The sequence below is a fragment of the Hyphomonas sp. FCG-A18 genome (assembly GCF_045287255.1).
In the GTDB taxonomy this organism is placed as follows: Bacteria; Pseudomonadota; Alphaproteobacteria; order Caulobacterales; family Hyphomonadaceae; genus Henriciella.
Window position 1 is genome coordinate 958,990 of record NZ_CP137142.1, and the last position, 15,066, is coordinate 974,055.

A 15,066-nucleotide genomic window follows, 5' to 3' on the forward strand; every position below is an offset into this window, starting at 1 on the left:
GATATCGACATGCCTATGGACGAAATCGCCCTCGATCAGGGCCACTCACATGATCACAAGCCGGGCTTCTTTGTCCGCTGGTTCTTCTCAACGAACCATAAGGATATTGGGACACTCTACCTCGTCTTCGCCTTGATTGCGGGGATTATCGGGTACTCCTTGTCTGGTCTTATCCGTCTGGAACTGGCCGAGTCTGGCATTGGGCCAATGACCCAGATGATGATCTGGTTTGGTGCCGAACCGGGTGCGCAAGCGATTGAGCAAGCCAAAAGCTTTTACAATGTCGTGATTACCTATCACGGCCTGATCATGATCTTCTTCATGGTTATGCCGGCCTTGATTGGCGGCTTTGGGAACTGGTTCGTGCCGCTGATGATCGGTGCGCCGGATATGGCTTTCCCGCGTATGAACAACATCTCCCTTTGGTTGACGACGATCGCGTTTGTTCTTGCCATGATTTCCATGTTTGTGCCCGGTGGTGCAGGCGTGAATGGCTTCGGTGGTGGCTGGGTGCTTTATCCGCCACTGTCAGGAACAGCGGGGCACCCAGGGCCCGCGATGGACCTTCTGATCTTCTCGCTTCACGTTGCGGGTATTGCCTCGATCCTTGGGGCGATCAACTTCATCGTGACCATTCTGAATATGCGTGCGCCGGGTATGACCCTGCACAAGATGCCACTGTTTGCCTGGTCTATGCTGATCACAGCGGTTCTGCTTCTTCTGGCTCTGCCCGTTCTTGCAGGCGCGCTGACCATGCTGCTGACGGACCGTAACTTCGGATCACAATTCTTCGTCCCTGAGGGCGGCGGTGACCCGGTGATGTTCCAGCACTTATTCTGGTTCTTCGGGCATCCGGAAGTGTACATCATGATCCTGCCTGCGTTCGGGATTATCTCGCACATCGTGTCGACCTTCTCGAAGAAGCCAATTTTTGGCTATCTCGGCATGGCGTATGCGATGGTGTCGATTGGCGCGATCGGGTTCATCGTGTGGGCCCACCACATGTATACGGTCGGTATGCCTTCTGACATGAAAGCCTACTTCGTGGCAGCGACCATGGTCATCGCGGTTCCAACCGGGATCAAGATCTTCTCATGGATCGCGACTATGTGGGGCGGATCGATTGATTTCTCAGTGCCAATGGTCTGGGCGATCGGTTTCATCTTCCTGTTCACCGTCGGTGGTGTGACAGGTGTGGTTCTGGCGAATGCCGGTATCGATACCTTGTTGCATGATACCTATTATGTGGTTGCCCACTTCCACTATGTGCTGTCACTCGGCGCGGTGTTCGGTCTGTTTGCAGGCTGGTACTACTGGTACGAAAAGATGTTCGGCGTGAAGTATAACAAGACACTGGGCTATGCTCACTTCTGGTTGATGTTTGTCGGTTCAAACGTCCTGTTCTTCCCGCAGCACTTCCTCGGCCTGCAGGGCATGCCACGCCGCTATGTTGACTATAACGAGGCGTATGAGCTGTGGCATTACTGGTCGTCTATCGGTTATGCGATCACGCTGGTGGCCACGCTTATATTCTTCGTTGGTCTGGTTGAATCCATTCTGCGCAAGCGTAAGGCCGAAGCGAACCCATGGGGTGAGGGGGCCACAACGCTTGAGTGGACCCTGCCAAGCCCACCACCTTTCCACCAGTTCAACGAGCTGCCTGTGGTGAAAAATGAGGGTGGCCACTAAGGGCCCTAGATCTAGATCAAACTGGGCGGCCCTTTGCGTAAATGAACGCGAAGGGCCGTTTCCATAAGTTCAGGTGAGACGCGATGACAACGATAACGCAGGATACAGTCCCGATGATGCCACGGGCCGCAACCGCGGGTGATTATATACAATTGCTCAAGCCCCGGATTATGGGCCTTGTCGTCTTTACAGCGCTTGCCGGACTGATCGCCGCGCAGGGGGTTAGCGGGATCGCCATGAACCCGGTTATGGCCGCGATCGCCATTCTTGCCGTCGCGCTTGGCTCCGGTGCCGCCGGGGCGATCAATATGTGGTATGATGCTGATATTGATGCGGTGATGACACGCACGTCGACCCGGCCCATTCCAGCGGGCATCATTCCCCGAGATGAAGCCCTCTCAATGGGGCTGATCATGTCTTTCGTGTCGGTTCTGTTAATGTGGCTTGCCTCAACCGTTCTGGCTGCGGTCCTGCTCGCGGTCTCGATTGCCTATTATGGCTGGTTCTACACGATGGTTCTGAAGCGTCGTACAGCGCAGAATATCGTGATTGGCGGGGCTGCCGGTGCGTTCCCGCCCGTCATTGGCTGGGCCGCTGTGACCGGAACAACGCCTTTGGATGCCTGGATCCTGTTTGCCATTATCTTTTTCTGGACCCCGCCCCACTTCTGGGCGCTGAGCCTTGTGGCGCACAAAGAGTATGAAAAGGCTGGTGTGCCAATGCTGCCGGTCACCAATGGGACCAAGCGCACACGTCTGGAAATCTTTATTTATTCACTCGTCCTGCTGCCGATTGCGCTGGCGCCTGTTGCAACCGGATTGGGTGGTTGGCTTTATGCCGTTGCGGCCTCCGGGCTTGGTCTTGCGTTTGCGGTTCTGTGCTTTCGAATCTGGCGCAGCAATGTCGGTGACGATCTGAGCGATCCACAGGCTCGCAAGCGCGCCCTGGGACTTTTTGCCTTCTCCATTCTGTACCTGTTTGTCTTATTTGCAGTCCTGTTGGTTGAACATGCCTTTGGTCTGCACTTTGAGGTTGGAGTGTTTTAATGAGCCCGGAAACACCGGAGATTCGCGCCCTGACGGCGGAAGAACGTAAAGCTCAGAAAAAGCGAAATATCTGGCTCGCTTTGGCTTTGCTGGGCTTCCTGGTTCTGGTCTTTGTCACCACGATTGTGCGTATTCGTGATGGTATTTACTGGCGTATGCCGGAGCATAGCAGTGATGTGACGAGCCGCCCTGATCCTGATTTTGTGCCACCGGCTGATACACCAGCGACCCCTGACACTGTGGAGAGTACTGATGAATAATGCTCGTATTGCGACTTTTGCGGCTGCTGGTGCTATCGGCATGCTTGGCGTCGCGTTTGCGTCCAAGCCGCTTTATGATGCCTTTTGTCGTGTGACGGGATATGGCGGCACAACGCAGATTGCTGAAGCCGCGCCCGAAGCCGTGCTCGATCGCGAGGTCACGGTGCGCTTTGACGCAAATACATCAGGAACCCCGATCCGCTTTCGTTCTTTGCAAACGAAAATGCCTGCCAGGCTCGGCGAGCATGGCCTGGCGTTTTATGAAGTCACCAATCCGAGCGAAAATGATGTCAGCCTGATCGCCAGCTATAACGTGACGCCGCACAAGTCGGGCCGATTCTTCAACAAGATCGAGTGCTTCTGCTTTGAAGAGCGAATCATTAAGGCTGGTGAGACCAAAAAGCTTCCGGTTGTGTTCTTTGTGGATCCGTCCATGGATGAAGAGCGTGGCCTTGATGATGTCCGCACCATCACACTTTCCTATACATTCTTCCAAACGGATGAATTTCCAGGTGCGGCGAAAACGGCTGCACTTCAATAAGCTATTGCCGTGTTGGCCCGGAGCGGTCTAAAAGCGCGTAAATACGTAACAATCCCATTGCCAGAAGGGGCTTCCTGACATGGCCGAAGACGTCAAACACGACTATCACCTTGTAAACCCATCACCGTGGCCTCTGATCGGCTCGATTGCTGTTCTTGTTCTAACGGTTGGCGGTGTGATTTATATGAAGGGCTTATTTGGCCTGGAGCAGGGCACGATGTGGCCAATGCTGCTCGGCTTTGCCCTGGTGATCTACACGATGTTTGGCTGGTGGCGCGAAGTCATCAAGGAGGGCCAGATTGGCGATCATACGCCTGTTGTGGAGATCGGGCTGAAATATGGCATGGTCCTGTTCATTGCCTCCGAGGTGATGTTCTTTGCGGCCTGGTTCTGGAGCTTCTTTGAGTTCACCATCTGGCATGATGCGCGTGTTGGCGCGACCTATGACTCGTTGAACCCTGTATTTGCTGAAGGTTTGAGCCGTTTTGCGCAATGGCCGCCCGTAGGTGTTGAAACTTTTGATCCTTTCCACCTGCCGCTGATGAACACGCTGGTCCTGCTCCTGTCAGGGACAACTGTGACGGCAGCCCACCACGCCTTGCAGCATGGTAAGATGGAAAACGCTAAGTTCATGCTGCTGCTGACCATCATTCTTGGTGTTGGCTTTACCGGCCTGCAGGTTCTGGAATACACCCACGCGCAGTTCACTTTTGATGGCACACTGTATGGGTCTGCCTTCTTCATGGCCACGGGCTTCCACGGCGCTCATGTTGTGATTGGAACGATCTTCCTCGCGATCTGCTTGCTGCGTATGTATGCTGGCAACATGACCCAGAAGAAGCATCTCGGGTTCGAATTTGCCGCGTGGTATTGGCACTTTGTGGATGTCGTCTGGCTGTTCCTGTTCGCCTTCGTTTACGTGCTACCGCATCTGACCTTGGGGCATTAAGCCTCAGTGCTGACAGGCACACTTACAATTAAGGCCGGGCGGGTTCTCCTGTCCGGCCTTTTGCCATCCAAGCCCCTGAAGGATACGTGATGACTTTTCGCCCTATGCCTATCCTGACCGTTTTTGTGCTGGTCAGTCTGGTGATCCTGATCATTCTGGGGAATTGGCAGTATGCGCGGTATTCGGAAAAGATGAGTCCGGATTATGAGGCGGCAACAACGGTTGAGTCCTTCGAGAGTTATGCGGTCTTTCTGGATGAGGATGCGCGCGGTAACGTCCAGCAGGTCTATGGCACACTGACCGGGGAGCCGGTCTGGCGGCGCTATGTGGCAGTTCGTCTGGGCAGCCCTGATGGAGAGCAGGCCCTGTATCCGATTGAAGCGACAGGTGGGGCCAACCCGGTGCCGATGCCGCTGTCTGCGGTCGAGTTGCCTGCGATGGTCGCGGTGAATGTTTTTCGGCGGCCTGCCAAGCGCGGCTGGTTCACCAATCCGGATCAACCTGAGAAAGATATCTGGTTTACCCGCGACGCCCCGGCGATGGCTGCGAATATGGGGCTAACCGGGATCGATCCGGTTCTGGCTGAACCGGAGTTCATTACAATCCGCTCTGCCGATGACCTGTCCCGGATGCGCAGGGCTGAAAACGGTTTTGCTTATGCCCTGATGCGCGATCCGCTGCCGCCAGAGCGTCATTTTGGCTATGCTTTAACCTGGTGGGGGATGGCCATCGGGCTGTTGGGCGTCTATCTCGTTCTGCACCATTCACGCGGACGGCTTCGTTTCAAGGCTTAAGATCCTATGCAGTATATTTCCACACGTGGGCGCGCCGCGCCGGTTGATTTTGTGACTGCCTGTCTGTCAGGCCTGGCGCCAGATGGCGGCCTGTTCGTTCCGGAGGTCTGGCCACAGATTGAGCTGGCGGGTGTGAATGAAAGCTATGTCAGTGTTGCCACGCGAATCCTGAGCGCTTTTGCTGGCGATGCGATGAGCCGGGATGAAATCGCGGGGCTGTGTGAGCGTGCGTATGCGAGCTTCGATCATCACAGCGTGACGCCGCTGGTTCAGGATGGCCCGAACCGTTTCCGCATGGACCTGCATCATGGGCCAACCCTGGCGTTTAAAGATGTCGCCATGCAGGTGATTGCGCAGCTTTATGATCATGTTCTCAAGGCGCGTGGCCGGAGGATGACGATTGTCTGTGCGACCTCGGGCGACACGGGCGGTGCTGCGGCAGCGGCCTTTGCCGGGGCCAGTCAGGTTGATCTGCTCATCCTGCATCCGCATGAGCGGGTTTCCCCGGTCCAGCGCCTGTTCATGACGACGACCGGGGCCAGCAATGTGCATAATCTCGCGGTTGATGGTGATTTTGATGATTGCCAATCTATCGTTAAAGCGATGTTTGCAGACCGCGACTTTGTCAGCGAAGTTGGCCTGTCAGGTGTGAACTCGATCAACTGGGCACGGATTGCGGCGCAGTCAGTCTATTATGCGACAGCGCAGGCGGCGCTTGGACCAGATCGGGCGCTGCGCTTTGTGGTCCCAAGTGGCAATATGGGTGATGCGCTGGCTGGCTATGTCGCTGCACGTTGCGGGCTGTTGAATGGATTTGAGGTGATGTGCGCGGTGAATGAGAACCGCTCGCTTGCCGAGCTGTTTGAGAGCGGCGTGATGCGGCGCACGCCTGCAAAAGCCACCCCAAGCCCGGCCATGGATATTTCGGTGCCAAGTAATTTTGAGCGCTTGCTGTTCGAGGTGGCCGGGCGCGATGGCGATGCGGTGCGCGGTGTTTATGATCAGTATAAGCAGTCTGGCGAGGCCGTGCTGCCACAGACGATGCGTGGCCCGCTTGGCTGTACCGGGTTTGCCTCTCAATCTGTGACCAATGCAGAGACCGAGGCAGAGATGATTCGCTATCTGGAAGAGACGGGCGAGCTGATCTGTCCGCATACCGCGGTTGGTACCAAGGTCGCGCGGGACTTGCCGGAAAGTGATGCGGCGACCGTGATTTTGGCAACGGCTCATGCTGCAAAGTTTCCCGAAACGGTCGAAGCGGTCACAGGCCGGAAGGTGCCATTGCCTGAGCGCTGTGATGACCTCAAGGCGCGCGGTGAAGTGTTTGAGCAGATTGCCAATGACCTTGCCGCCGTAAAAGCTCGGGTGCGCGGCGCATGAGTGGCGGGCCGGTCGGCGACTGGTCCTGGGATGGACAAGCAAAGCGCCTGACGCTTGCTCCGAAAGCAGGGGCCGGGATTGGTGCTCTTGGCGGGAAGTGGCGTTTGGAAGACCTATCGAAAACGGTGGATGGTCTGAGTGCCTCGCGTTTGAAACGCAGTTTTTCGGGCAGCATAGAAACCGTCTCTTGCGAGTTAACGCTGGCCGATGGCCGCGTGCTTAGCTTGTTCGGTGGTAAGACAGATACAGGAGCAGCAGGCTTGATTTTGGAGGGCGCTGGCCCTGTTCTTGAGGATGGGCCAGGGCCTGATCTTCAGCCCGTCTATCAGCCCATATTTGATGTCACTGGTGCGCGGATTACGGGCTTTGAAGCCCTCGCGCGCTGGGATGGCGTGAGTGATCCAGCTGAGCGGCTCGAAGATACGGCGCTGGCGTCTAACATGCTGATCCGGGCGGTGAATGCTCTGGTTCTGTGGCGTGAGGAAAGCGGGCGTGACGATCTGTTCGTTCAGGTCAATCTGACTGGGCAGGATCTCGCCGATGAAAGCCTGCCGGGTTTGGTATCTGCATTGATTTCCGGATACGGCTTGGGGGATGGGGTTTTGCGGCTGGAACTGACCGAGCAAGCCGCGTTACGCGATACAGATGGTGCGGTGAACATGGCGCGGGCGCTTAAAGAGACGGGCGCGCGTCTGGTGCTTGATGATTTTGGCTCTGGGCACTCGTCTTTCCTGTGGCTCGCCCAGCTACCTGCCGACAGTTTGAAAATTGATGCAGCCTTGATTGCTGAAGTGGGGACAGACCGCGTTCAGACCATCTTGCACGCCATTACGCGCCTTGCTGACGAGCTTGGTATGGGTACGGTTGCCGAAGGTGTGGAAGATCGCGCGATCCTGCCTTTGCTGGCTGAACTTGGCTTCAGGCACGTGCAAGGCTTCGCCCTTGGGCGTCCGGTTAAAGCGCGTGATGCGGTTGCGCTGCTGACTTAAGCTTCCTGACCAAGGTCAATATCGAGGGACGCGATGGCGTGCACGAAATTGTTTGGGGCAAGCTCGCTCTTTCCTGTCCAGCGAATGTCCGGGAAGCGACGCAGGATGTTCCGGTAGGCGGTTTCCAGCTGCATGATCGCAACACGCTTGCCAAGGCAAACATGCGGACCGTTACCGAAAGCCAGATGCTCCGCCGCATTGGCGCGAGCGATATTGAATGCATTCGGGTTCTCGAACTTGGCCGGATCACGGTTGGCAGCGGCGTAATACATCACGACCTTATCGCCTTCGCTCAGGGGCTGATCGCCGAGCTGAGTATCCTTGGTGACCGTCCGGCGCATATAGGTCACCGGGCTGACCATGCGGATCGCCTCATTGACGAAGTTTGGATACAGGCTGTCATCGGCCATCAGTTTGGCGCGCTGATCCATATTCTCTGTCAGGAGCTTCATCGTACCAGAGAGTGAGTTGCGGGTTGTGTCATTGCCTGCAAACACGATGAGTAGCCATGATCCGTCGAGGAATTCCTCAGACAGTTTCTCGCCATCAATTTCGGCGTTTGCAATGGCGCTGAGTAAGTCATTGCGCGGATTCTTGCGACGATCCAGAAGCTCGCGTCGTCCGAAATCGAACAGGGCCTGGATCTCAGTCATGAATTCCATGATCTGTTCAGGGGTAACATTGCCGAGGCCTTCCTGCTGCGCCTGATATTGCGAGGTTTCAAGGAAGTGCATCCAGTGCACGAGCTTCGGACGGTCCGCCTCTGCGATGCCGAGAATTTCACACAGGGTGAAAAGCGGAAGCTCGGCGGAAAAGGTCTCAACCATATCAACAACCGGACCTTTGGCGCGCATATCGTCGAGCAGATGATTGACGTGCACATCGACCTTCTTCTTCAGTTCAGCCACAAAGTCCGGGCGGAACCAGGTCATATGCTCCATCCGCAAGGGGGTATGATGGGGGCGATCCAGATTGATGAGGGCGTTCAGAGAGGCCGAATGCAATAATGGGTGACGCGGGGCATCAGGCAGACCGTAATTCATCAGGATGCCGCCCCGCTGCGAGGAATAGGTCACCGGATCAATCTCAACCTGTTTGACCAATTCGTGTGAGGTCACGGCCCAGAAGCCACGGCCCTGATCCTCTGGATGCCACATGACCGGCGCACTTGAGCGCATCCGGTCAAAGGCGTCGAACGTGTATCCACCATTTCTGGAGAAGACTTCCGGATCGTTGAGGGCGACAGGAGGGTCTAATGGATTCACAGGCGTATTTGATGGTGGTGCCGATGGTGTTTCAACCTGGTAAGTCTCTGAGATATTCTGAAAACCCATGATAACCTCCTGCTAAAACTTGTAGTGAACTGGAATGGATTTCGGTCCACCAACGAAATTGGCTTTGATAAAAGTCGGGTCCCCGGCAAGCTCGATCGACTTCACGCGACTGAAAAGCTCTTCATAAATCGCGATCATTTCCAGACGCGCCAAATGCATGCCCAGACACATATGCCCGCCATGACCAAAAGAGATTAGCTTATTGGGGGTGCGGTCGACCTTGAAAGCATACGGGTCTTCGAAAATGTCTTCATCGCGGTTTCCGGATGGATAGCACAGAAGCAGGCTTTCGCCTTTCTTCACTGTCTGACCGCGTAGCTCATAGTCCTCATGGGCGGTGCGCATGAAGTGTTTAACCGGGGTGGTCCAGCGAATGGCCTCATCGACAGCGGTGCGGGCCATACCTTGCGGGTCGGTCATCATTTTCTGGAGTTGAGCTGGGTTCTGCAACATGCCCAGAACACCGCCGCCAGTGGAGGCACTGGTCGTGTCATGGCCAGCCGCCGCGACGATAATGTAATAGCTCATTGCTTCGAGCTGACCGATATCTTCACCATCGACCTTACCATTGGCGATGACGGTGGAAACATCGTCTTTTGGATTGGCGCGCCGATCAGCAGTAATCGCTGTGAAGTACATGAAGAATTCCGCAAGGGTCTGCTGGATCGAGGCGACGCCTGCAGAGGCATCCCCGGTTTCCTTGACCGACTTGTCGCGCATCATGTCTTCGTCCTGTGCGCCGAAGATTTCCTGCGTGAGCTTCAGCATCATCGGTTCATCAGATTCCGGAACGCCGAGGATTTGCATGATGACACGGAGGGGATAGTGCAGGGCGATATCCTGTTGGAAATCACACGCGCCGCCAAGATCCTCCATACGATCGACAAACTGTTTCGCCAGTCCGCGCACAGCGTCTTCGCGCTTTTTGACATTATGCGGCATGAACCAATCCTGCGTCAGGTGGCGTAGTTTGTAATGCATCGGATCGTCAAGCTGGACGAGCGTTTTGAGGAGGTGGGGCTGGCCAAAGTCTGCATAGACTTTTTCCTCGGTCTTTCGATAGGATAGCATTTCCCGCTCGCCATTGGTGAACAATTTGTTCTGGCGAGAGATTTCCATAATGTCGGCATGTTTGGTGACGGCCCAGAAGGGACGGAAATCATCGGGTTCACACCAGGCAACAGGATCTTCCGCGCGCAGGCGTTTAAAGGCAGCATCAAGCTGGGCCTGATCGGCGTAAACGTCCGGGCTAACAATGTCATTAGCATGGGCAGTAGCGGCGCTGGACATGGTACGGTTTGGGTCAAGCTTAGTCTCAGGCGGGGTCGCAAGGACGGTCGACATGGCGCGGGTAACCTCCGTGAACAAAGGCTGCTCTCTATCGCAGCTTTACGTGCACGTTACCCTAACGCTTGCGTCTGTGAACCCGTGACCTTGGGGGAGGTTTGCCACGCTCGCGCCGAACTGGTTGCAGGTCTGGCAGAAGCTCAACCGGAATGATTTCCGCTAAAGCCTCGTGGAGTGCTTTCGGGTCAATTTCTTCAACTGCGCCCGGGCGCAGGTCGCCAAGCTCAAAGGGGCCATACTCGGTCCGGATCAGGCGATTGACCTGTAGGTTCAGGTGTTCGAGGGCTTTGCGGACCTCGCGATTCTTGCCCTCAGTCAGTTCAACATCAATCCAGTTATTCGATCCGGTTTCCCGCTCCAGGGTCGCGTTGATCGTGGTATAACGCGTGCCATCCTCAAGCGTGACGCCTTGCTTAAGGGTATCGAGGGCTTCTTGAGATGTGCTGCCATGTGCGCGGGCGCGGTAGCGGCGGGTGAACCCCGTCTTGGGCAATTCCATCGCGCGGGCAAGGCCGCCATCATTGGTGAGGAGAAGCAGGCCTTCTGTCGTCAGATCGAGCCGGCCAATCGTGACCACGCGGGGTAGCGTCTTGGGCAATTGTTCGAAAATTGTTGAGCGGCCTTCCGGATCGTTGGTCGTGGTGATCAGGCCGGAGGGTTTGTGATAGCGCCAGACGCGCACGGGTTCAGGGGCTTTGACCAGCTTACCGCGCACTTCGATCCGCTCGCGACCGGTAACCTTGAAGGCGGGCGTCGTCAGCTTGCGGCCATTGATACGAACCTCGCCAGCCTCAATCAAGGCTTCAGCTTCGCGTCGAGAGGAGACTCCAGCGCGGGCAAGGTATTTGGCAATTCTTTCCCCGGCGCTCCAGTCGTCACTGGGCGGTTTTTTATTGGCCGATTTGCGGCGGGGCTTTTGTCCGGGGCGCGGTTTGCGCGGGGGCCGGTTCGTCTCTCGACGGTCCGTCATGGGCGTATCCTTGGATGCTTCTCACACCAGTTGCAGCACTGGCGCGGCAATCGCAAGCCCAAGCGCCAGTTCAGTTGGAATCCAGATCGGGATCATACCCGGTTCACGGTTCTCTTTTCCGTCCAGCAGAAGCGACATTGTGCGGCCTAACCCGGCGCCAAACCAGGCGGCAGCAATCGGCATCAGCATAAAGATTTTCATCAGGACGATTTCTGTATTGGTATTACCGCTCAGCTGCCAGAGGATAACAGCGGCGGTGAGGTGCAGGAGGAGTAAGAGGCCGCCATAAGTGGCGCGAAACTCTGAAAACCCGCCGGGCTTATCTGGATCGGGATCTGCAGTCAGCCTGACGACACCGGCTGCCCATTTCGGCACAAACAAAGAGCCAAGGCCCAGCAAAGCACAAAACCCGAGGGCGATCAGGGCGATGAGGTCGACAAATGGTGGCATAGTGGTGGTCCTTCCCGTCTTTGGCCCTGAAATAGATCAGATCAGGGATAAGGCTATGATGAAGGCGCGTCCATGACACCTGCCTTGGCCCACGCATCCTTTGGCCAGCGGCGATGCTGCCAGAACCACTGCCCCGGATTGGCGCGCACTTGCTCCTCAACAAAGGCGGTAATCCGCGTGACGCAGGCTTTAACATCCGCGTCCGCGTCGCCTGTCTTTTCTGGCAGAAAAGGCTCATGAATGGTCACGTGAAACCGTGCAGGGCCTGTGCGTGTGGTCGAGAAAGGAACGATGGGCACATCATATTTCAAAGCCAGGCGCGAAGGGCCGGGGGCGGTCATCGCGTCATGGCCAAAGAAGGGAATGGCGACGCCCTGATTGAACTTCTGATCATTCATCAAGGCCACAGCGCGTCCGGCGGATAAGGCCCGCATCATCTCGCGGGTCCCAAGGCCCTTTGGGGTCAGCACATCAATCCCGTAATCGTGGCGGACTTTATTGATGCGCCGGTCAATGTGTGGGTTGTTGAGCATGCGATAGGTGATCAGGCAATCGACCGGGCGGTTACAGATCACCGCAGCCATGATTTCCCAATTTGCAAGGTGGCCGGAAATGAACACGGCCCCTTTCTCTGAGGCGGCAATGGCATCGAGGTGTTCAAGCCCGGTAATCTCAACCCGGTCACCTTTATAAGGGTCGATCTTGGGCAGGTGAGGCAGTTCACCTGCAGTACGGCCAACATTTTCCCAGGCCTGTTGTGCAATCGCTTCACGTGCGGCCTCGGTCTTTTCCGGGAAGGCTAGACGCAGATTACGCAGAACGGTTTTTCTTTGTGACAGTAGCGGCGCGAGCTTCTTGAACAACCAACCGCCAAAGTTCGACGCGCGATCCGGGCCAAGCGCGGTCATTGGCCACCAATAGATCACATCCCAGGCAATCGCTTCGACACGCCACTGCACACGCTGCCAGAAGGTCGAGCGGTTATCGATGTCTTTGGGACGGATGTATTGGGTATCGGTCATGAGGTTTTGAATAGTGGATCGAGCAAGCTGTCCAGCATATGCTCATCTTCAAACTTTGCCTCAACGGGAAAGGTGAGAATATCACTGCGATCCTGCGGGTTGAGGCGGACATAGTCTTTCTCTGTTGTGATCAGCTTGGCCTGATGGTCCTCGGCCAGTCGCTGTAAATATTGCAGATCGCGGCTGGAATAGACGTGGTGGTCGGGGAATGGGATGGCATCCTTAAGATCGCCGCCCGAGCCTGTGAGGCTGTCGAACAGTTTTTCAGGGCGACCTATCCCGGCAAAGGCGACCAGAGGCCCAGTTGGGGCTGGGCCACGCGGGATGATCGTCGCGCGCAGGATGGGTTTGTCGAAGCCTTCAAGAGCTTCCGGGATCGGACCATCCCCCATCAGGATCACCGCGTCCGCCCGGGCGAGGCCTTTGGCGATCGGTTCGCGTAAAGGGCCTTTGGGAATGACATGACCGTTTCCGAACTTGGCATGACTATCAACGACAACAAGAGATAGGTCCTTGTGCAGGCTGGGGTTCTGGTGACCATCATCCATGATGATTGCGTCAACCTTATCAGCAGCCATAGCTTGCCCAGCGGCAGCGCGGTCAGCACCAATCCAGCTTTCTCCGCTGGCTGAAAGCATCAGCGGTTCATCGCCGACATCGCTGGCGGAATGGTGTGTGAAATCAACCTTTAACGGGCCTTTCTCACGGCCCCCATAGCCACGGGAAAGGCTGGCTATCCGTTTGCCTGTGCGCGCGCTGAGCCGTTCGCGCAGGGCCGCAACGACAGGAGATTTGCCGACGCCGCCAGCGGTCAGGTTGCCAACACAGATCACCGGAATATCGATACGGACAGGTGTTGCAGAGGCGATCTTGTGGGCCGTGACAGCACCGTAAAGGGCGCTGAACGGAGACATAAGGAGACGAAAGAGCGGCGCAGCTTCACGCGACCATGGATCAAGGTCAGCAGCCCAGAAGCGGGGTTCACGCATGACTGGTTTCCTCCACCGATAGTAGAGGAAGGAGTGCGGCGAGGGTTGCTTGCAAGGGGTCCTGCGCTGTCGCTTCGAGATGATCCATCAAAGCTTGTGGTGGCGCAGATACTGGCAGGGCTTCTGCGAGTGCTGTTGCATCGCTGACAAAGTGCAGGCCGCCGCGTTGTTCCAGGTCTTCCATCATGGATGAAAAGTTGAACACATCTCGTCCCGTGAGAACAGGTTTGCCAAGGCGGATTGCCTCAAGTGGGTTGTGGCCACCAATGCCGGGTGTGTGGCCACCGCCGAGATAGACCCAGTGAGCCAGATGCATCCACAGACCCATTTCCCCCATTGTATCAGCGAGAAGGATATTTGTGTCGGCGTTGACTTCGGTGCCAAAACTGCGGCGGGCGACCGTGTGTTTATGGGTATGGCAGAGCTGCTCGACCTCATCGCCGCGTTCTGGGTGGCGCGGTGCGAGGATCAGGAAAGGCGACAGGCTCATAGCTTTGAGAGCGTTCAAGACGAGTGTTTCTTCACCGGGATGGGTCGAGGCCGCCAGCAGAATAGGGCGCTCACCAATTGCTGTTTTCAATGCTGTTAGCTCTGATTCCTCCACCGAGAGTGGGGGCAGGGATGTCTTGAGATTAGCGGGTAGGTGAGTGGTTTGCGGTGCGAGGGCTTTCAGGGTTTTGGCGATGTCGTGACTGCTGGCTGCGATGATGTCGAAACCGCCAAGGATTTTGCGCGCTGTAGCGGGCCAGCGTGCCCATGTGTTGAGGCTATTCTGAGTCATGCGCGCATTGATGAGCGCTGTTCGTGTGCCGGACTGACGAAGCTGGGTGAGCAGGTTTGGCCAGATTTCGCCCTCTGCAAATACAGCAAGTTCAGGGGACCAGTGGTTTGCAAAGCGCTTTGCCGTTGCTGGTGTGTCCAGCGGTGCGGGGCAGAATATACGGTTTGTTTTCGTGGCGATGTCGGTCTTGATGAGAGTAGCGCCTGTGAGGGTCTGACACGTATGTAGGATCGTCAGGTCCGGGCGCCGTTCTTGAAGGGCATCTGCAACCAGTAAGAGGAGCTTGGATTCCCCGACACTGGCGCCATGCATCCAGATTAAAGGGCCATCCGGGCGGTCTGGGAGGTTACGGGCAAATCGCTGAGAAAGGGTGTTTGGATCTTCTTTGTCTCGTGCCACGCGTCGACGCATCAGGACGGGTAAAAGCGGCGCGATCAGTCGCGTCACCATACGATACAGAAAAAGGCCGATGCGCATGGCTCGGCCTTATACGGTTATCTTGAAAAATGAACAGCACATGCAACA

Annotated in this window: 15 protein-coding genes; 8 read left to right on the forward strand and 7 right to left on the reverse strand. The window is 56.3% G+C overall.

Features of this window, described 5'->3' with window-relative positions; translation table 11 throughout:
* The first annotated feature begins 9 nt into the window (after positions 1-9).
* The 8 genes from ctaD to RYZ27_RS04745 all read left to right on the forward strand — a co-directional run bounded on the left by ctaD (position 10) and on the right by RYZ27_RS04745 (position 7,648).
* Complete coding sequence (gene ctaD, locus RYZ27_RS04710; protein ID WP_406681211.1) at positions 10-1,689, forward strand: cytochrome c oxidase subunit I; 1,680 nt, start codon at positions 10-12, stop codon at positions 1,687-1,689.
* Positions 1,690-1,772: 83 nt separating this feature from the next.
* Positions 1,773-2,735 carry a heme o synthase gene (locus tag RYZ27_RS04715; protein WP_406681212.1) on the forward strand — a complete coding sequence of 321 codons (963 nt, stop codon included), beginning with the start codon at positions 1,773-1,775 and terminating at the stop codon, positions 2,733-2,735.
* Entirely contained in the window at positions 2,735-2,995 is a 261-nt protein-coding gene (locus RYZ27_RS04720) for a hypothetical protein (RefSeq protein ID WP_406681213.1), read from the forward strand. Before RYZ27_RS04715 ends, RYZ27_RS04720 begins: the two co-directional genes overlap by 1 nt.
* Positions 2,988-3,536, forward strand: a complete 549-nt coding sequence (locus RYZ27_RS04725; RefSeq protein WP_406681214.1) for a cytochrome c oxidase assembly protein — start codon at positions 2,988-2,990, stop codon at positions 3,534-3,536. The genes RYZ27_RS04720 and RYZ27_RS04725 overlap by 8 nt, the downstream gene beginning before the upstream one ends.
* Positions 3,537-3,615: 79 nt before the next feature.
* A complete protein-coding gene (locus RYZ27_RS04730) occupies positions 3,616-4,485 on the forward strand; it encodes a cytochrome c oxidase subunit 3 (RefSeq protein WP_406681215.1) in 870 nt (289 codons plus the stop codon).
* A gap of 89 nt (positions 4,486-4,574) precedes the next feature.
* Positions 4,575-5,279 carry an SURF1 family cytochrome oxidase biogenesis protein gene (locus RYZ27_RS04735; protein WP_406681216.1) on the forward strand — a complete coding sequence of 235 codons (705 nt, stop codon included), beginning with the start codon at positions 4,575-4,577 and terminating at the stop codon, positions 5,277-5,279.
* A 6-nt stretch (positions 5,280-5,285) separates the two neighbouring features.
* Entirely contained in the window at positions 5,286-6,659 is a 1,374-nt protein-coding gene (thrC, locus tag RYZ27_RS04740; RefSeq protein ID WP_406681217.1) for a threonine synthase, read from the forward strand.
* The gene (locus RYZ27_RS04745) at positions 6,656-7,648 is read left to right on the forward strand and encodes an EAL domain-containing protein (RefSeq protein WP_406681218.1); all 993 of its coding nucleotides are present in this window, start codon (positions 6,656-6,658) and stop codon (positions 7,646-7,648) included. Before thrC ends, RYZ27_RS04745 begins: the two co-directional genes overlap by 4 nt.
* On the opposite strand, the gene RYZ27_RS04750 is transcribed toward RYZ27_RS04745, so the two are convergent.
* From RYZ27_RS04750 to RYZ27_RS04780, 7 genes are all read right to left on the reverse strand, one after another.
* Positions 7,645-8,982: a cytochrome P450 gene (locus RYZ27_RS04750; protein ID WP_406681219.1), complete on the reverse strand. Its 1,338-nt coding sequence runs from the start codon at positions 8,980-8,982 to the stop codon at positions 7,645-7,647. The two genes, RYZ27_RS04745 and RYZ27_RS04750, sit on opposite strands and share 4 nt — an antisense overlap.
* A gap of 12 nt (positions 8,983-8,994) precedes the next feature.
* On the reverse strand, positions 8,995-10,326 hold the full coding sequence (locus tag RYZ27_RS04755; protein ID WP_406681220.1) for a cytochrome P450: 1,332 nt from the start codon (positions 10,324-10,326) through the stop codon (positions 8,995-8,997).
* Positions 10,327-10,387: 61 nt separating this feature from the next.
* Positions 10,388-11,299: a pseudouridine synthase gene (locus RYZ27_RS04760; RefSeq protein ID WP_406681221.1), complete on the reverse strand. Its 912-nt coding sequence runs from the start codon at positions 11,297-11,299 to the stop codon at positions 10,388-10,390.
* 21 nt (positions 11,300-11,320) lie between these two features.
* A complete protein-coding gene (locus RYZ27_RS04765) occupies positions 11,321-11,749 on the reverse strand; it encodes a DUF4345 family protein (protein WP_406681222.1) in 429 nt (142 codons plus the stop codon).
* Positions 11,750-11,802: 53 nt separating this feature from the next.
* Positions 11,803-12,771: a lysophospholipid acyltransferase family protein gene (locus tag RYZ27_RS04770; protein ID WP_406681223.1), complete on the reverse strand. Its 969-nt coding sequence runs from the start codon at positions 12,769-12,771 to the stop codon at positions 11,803-11,805.
* A complete protein-coding gene (gene lpxK / locus RYZ27_RS04775; protein WP_406681224.1) occupies positions 12,768-13,760 on the reverse strand; it encodes a tetraacyldisaccharide 4'-kinase in 993 nt (330 codons plus the stop codon). Before lpxK ends, RYZ27_RS04770 begins: the two co-directional genes overlap by 4 nt.
* Positions 13,753-15,018, reverse strand: coding sequence for a 3-deoxy-D-manno-octulosonic acid transferase (locus RYZ27_RS04780; protein ID WP_406681225.1), 1,266 nt, complete (start codon positions 15,016-15,018; stop codon positions 13,753-13,755). Before RYZ27_RS04780 ends, lpxK begins: the two co-directional genes overlap by 8 nt.
* Positions 15,019-15,066 lie beyond the last annotated feature (48 nt).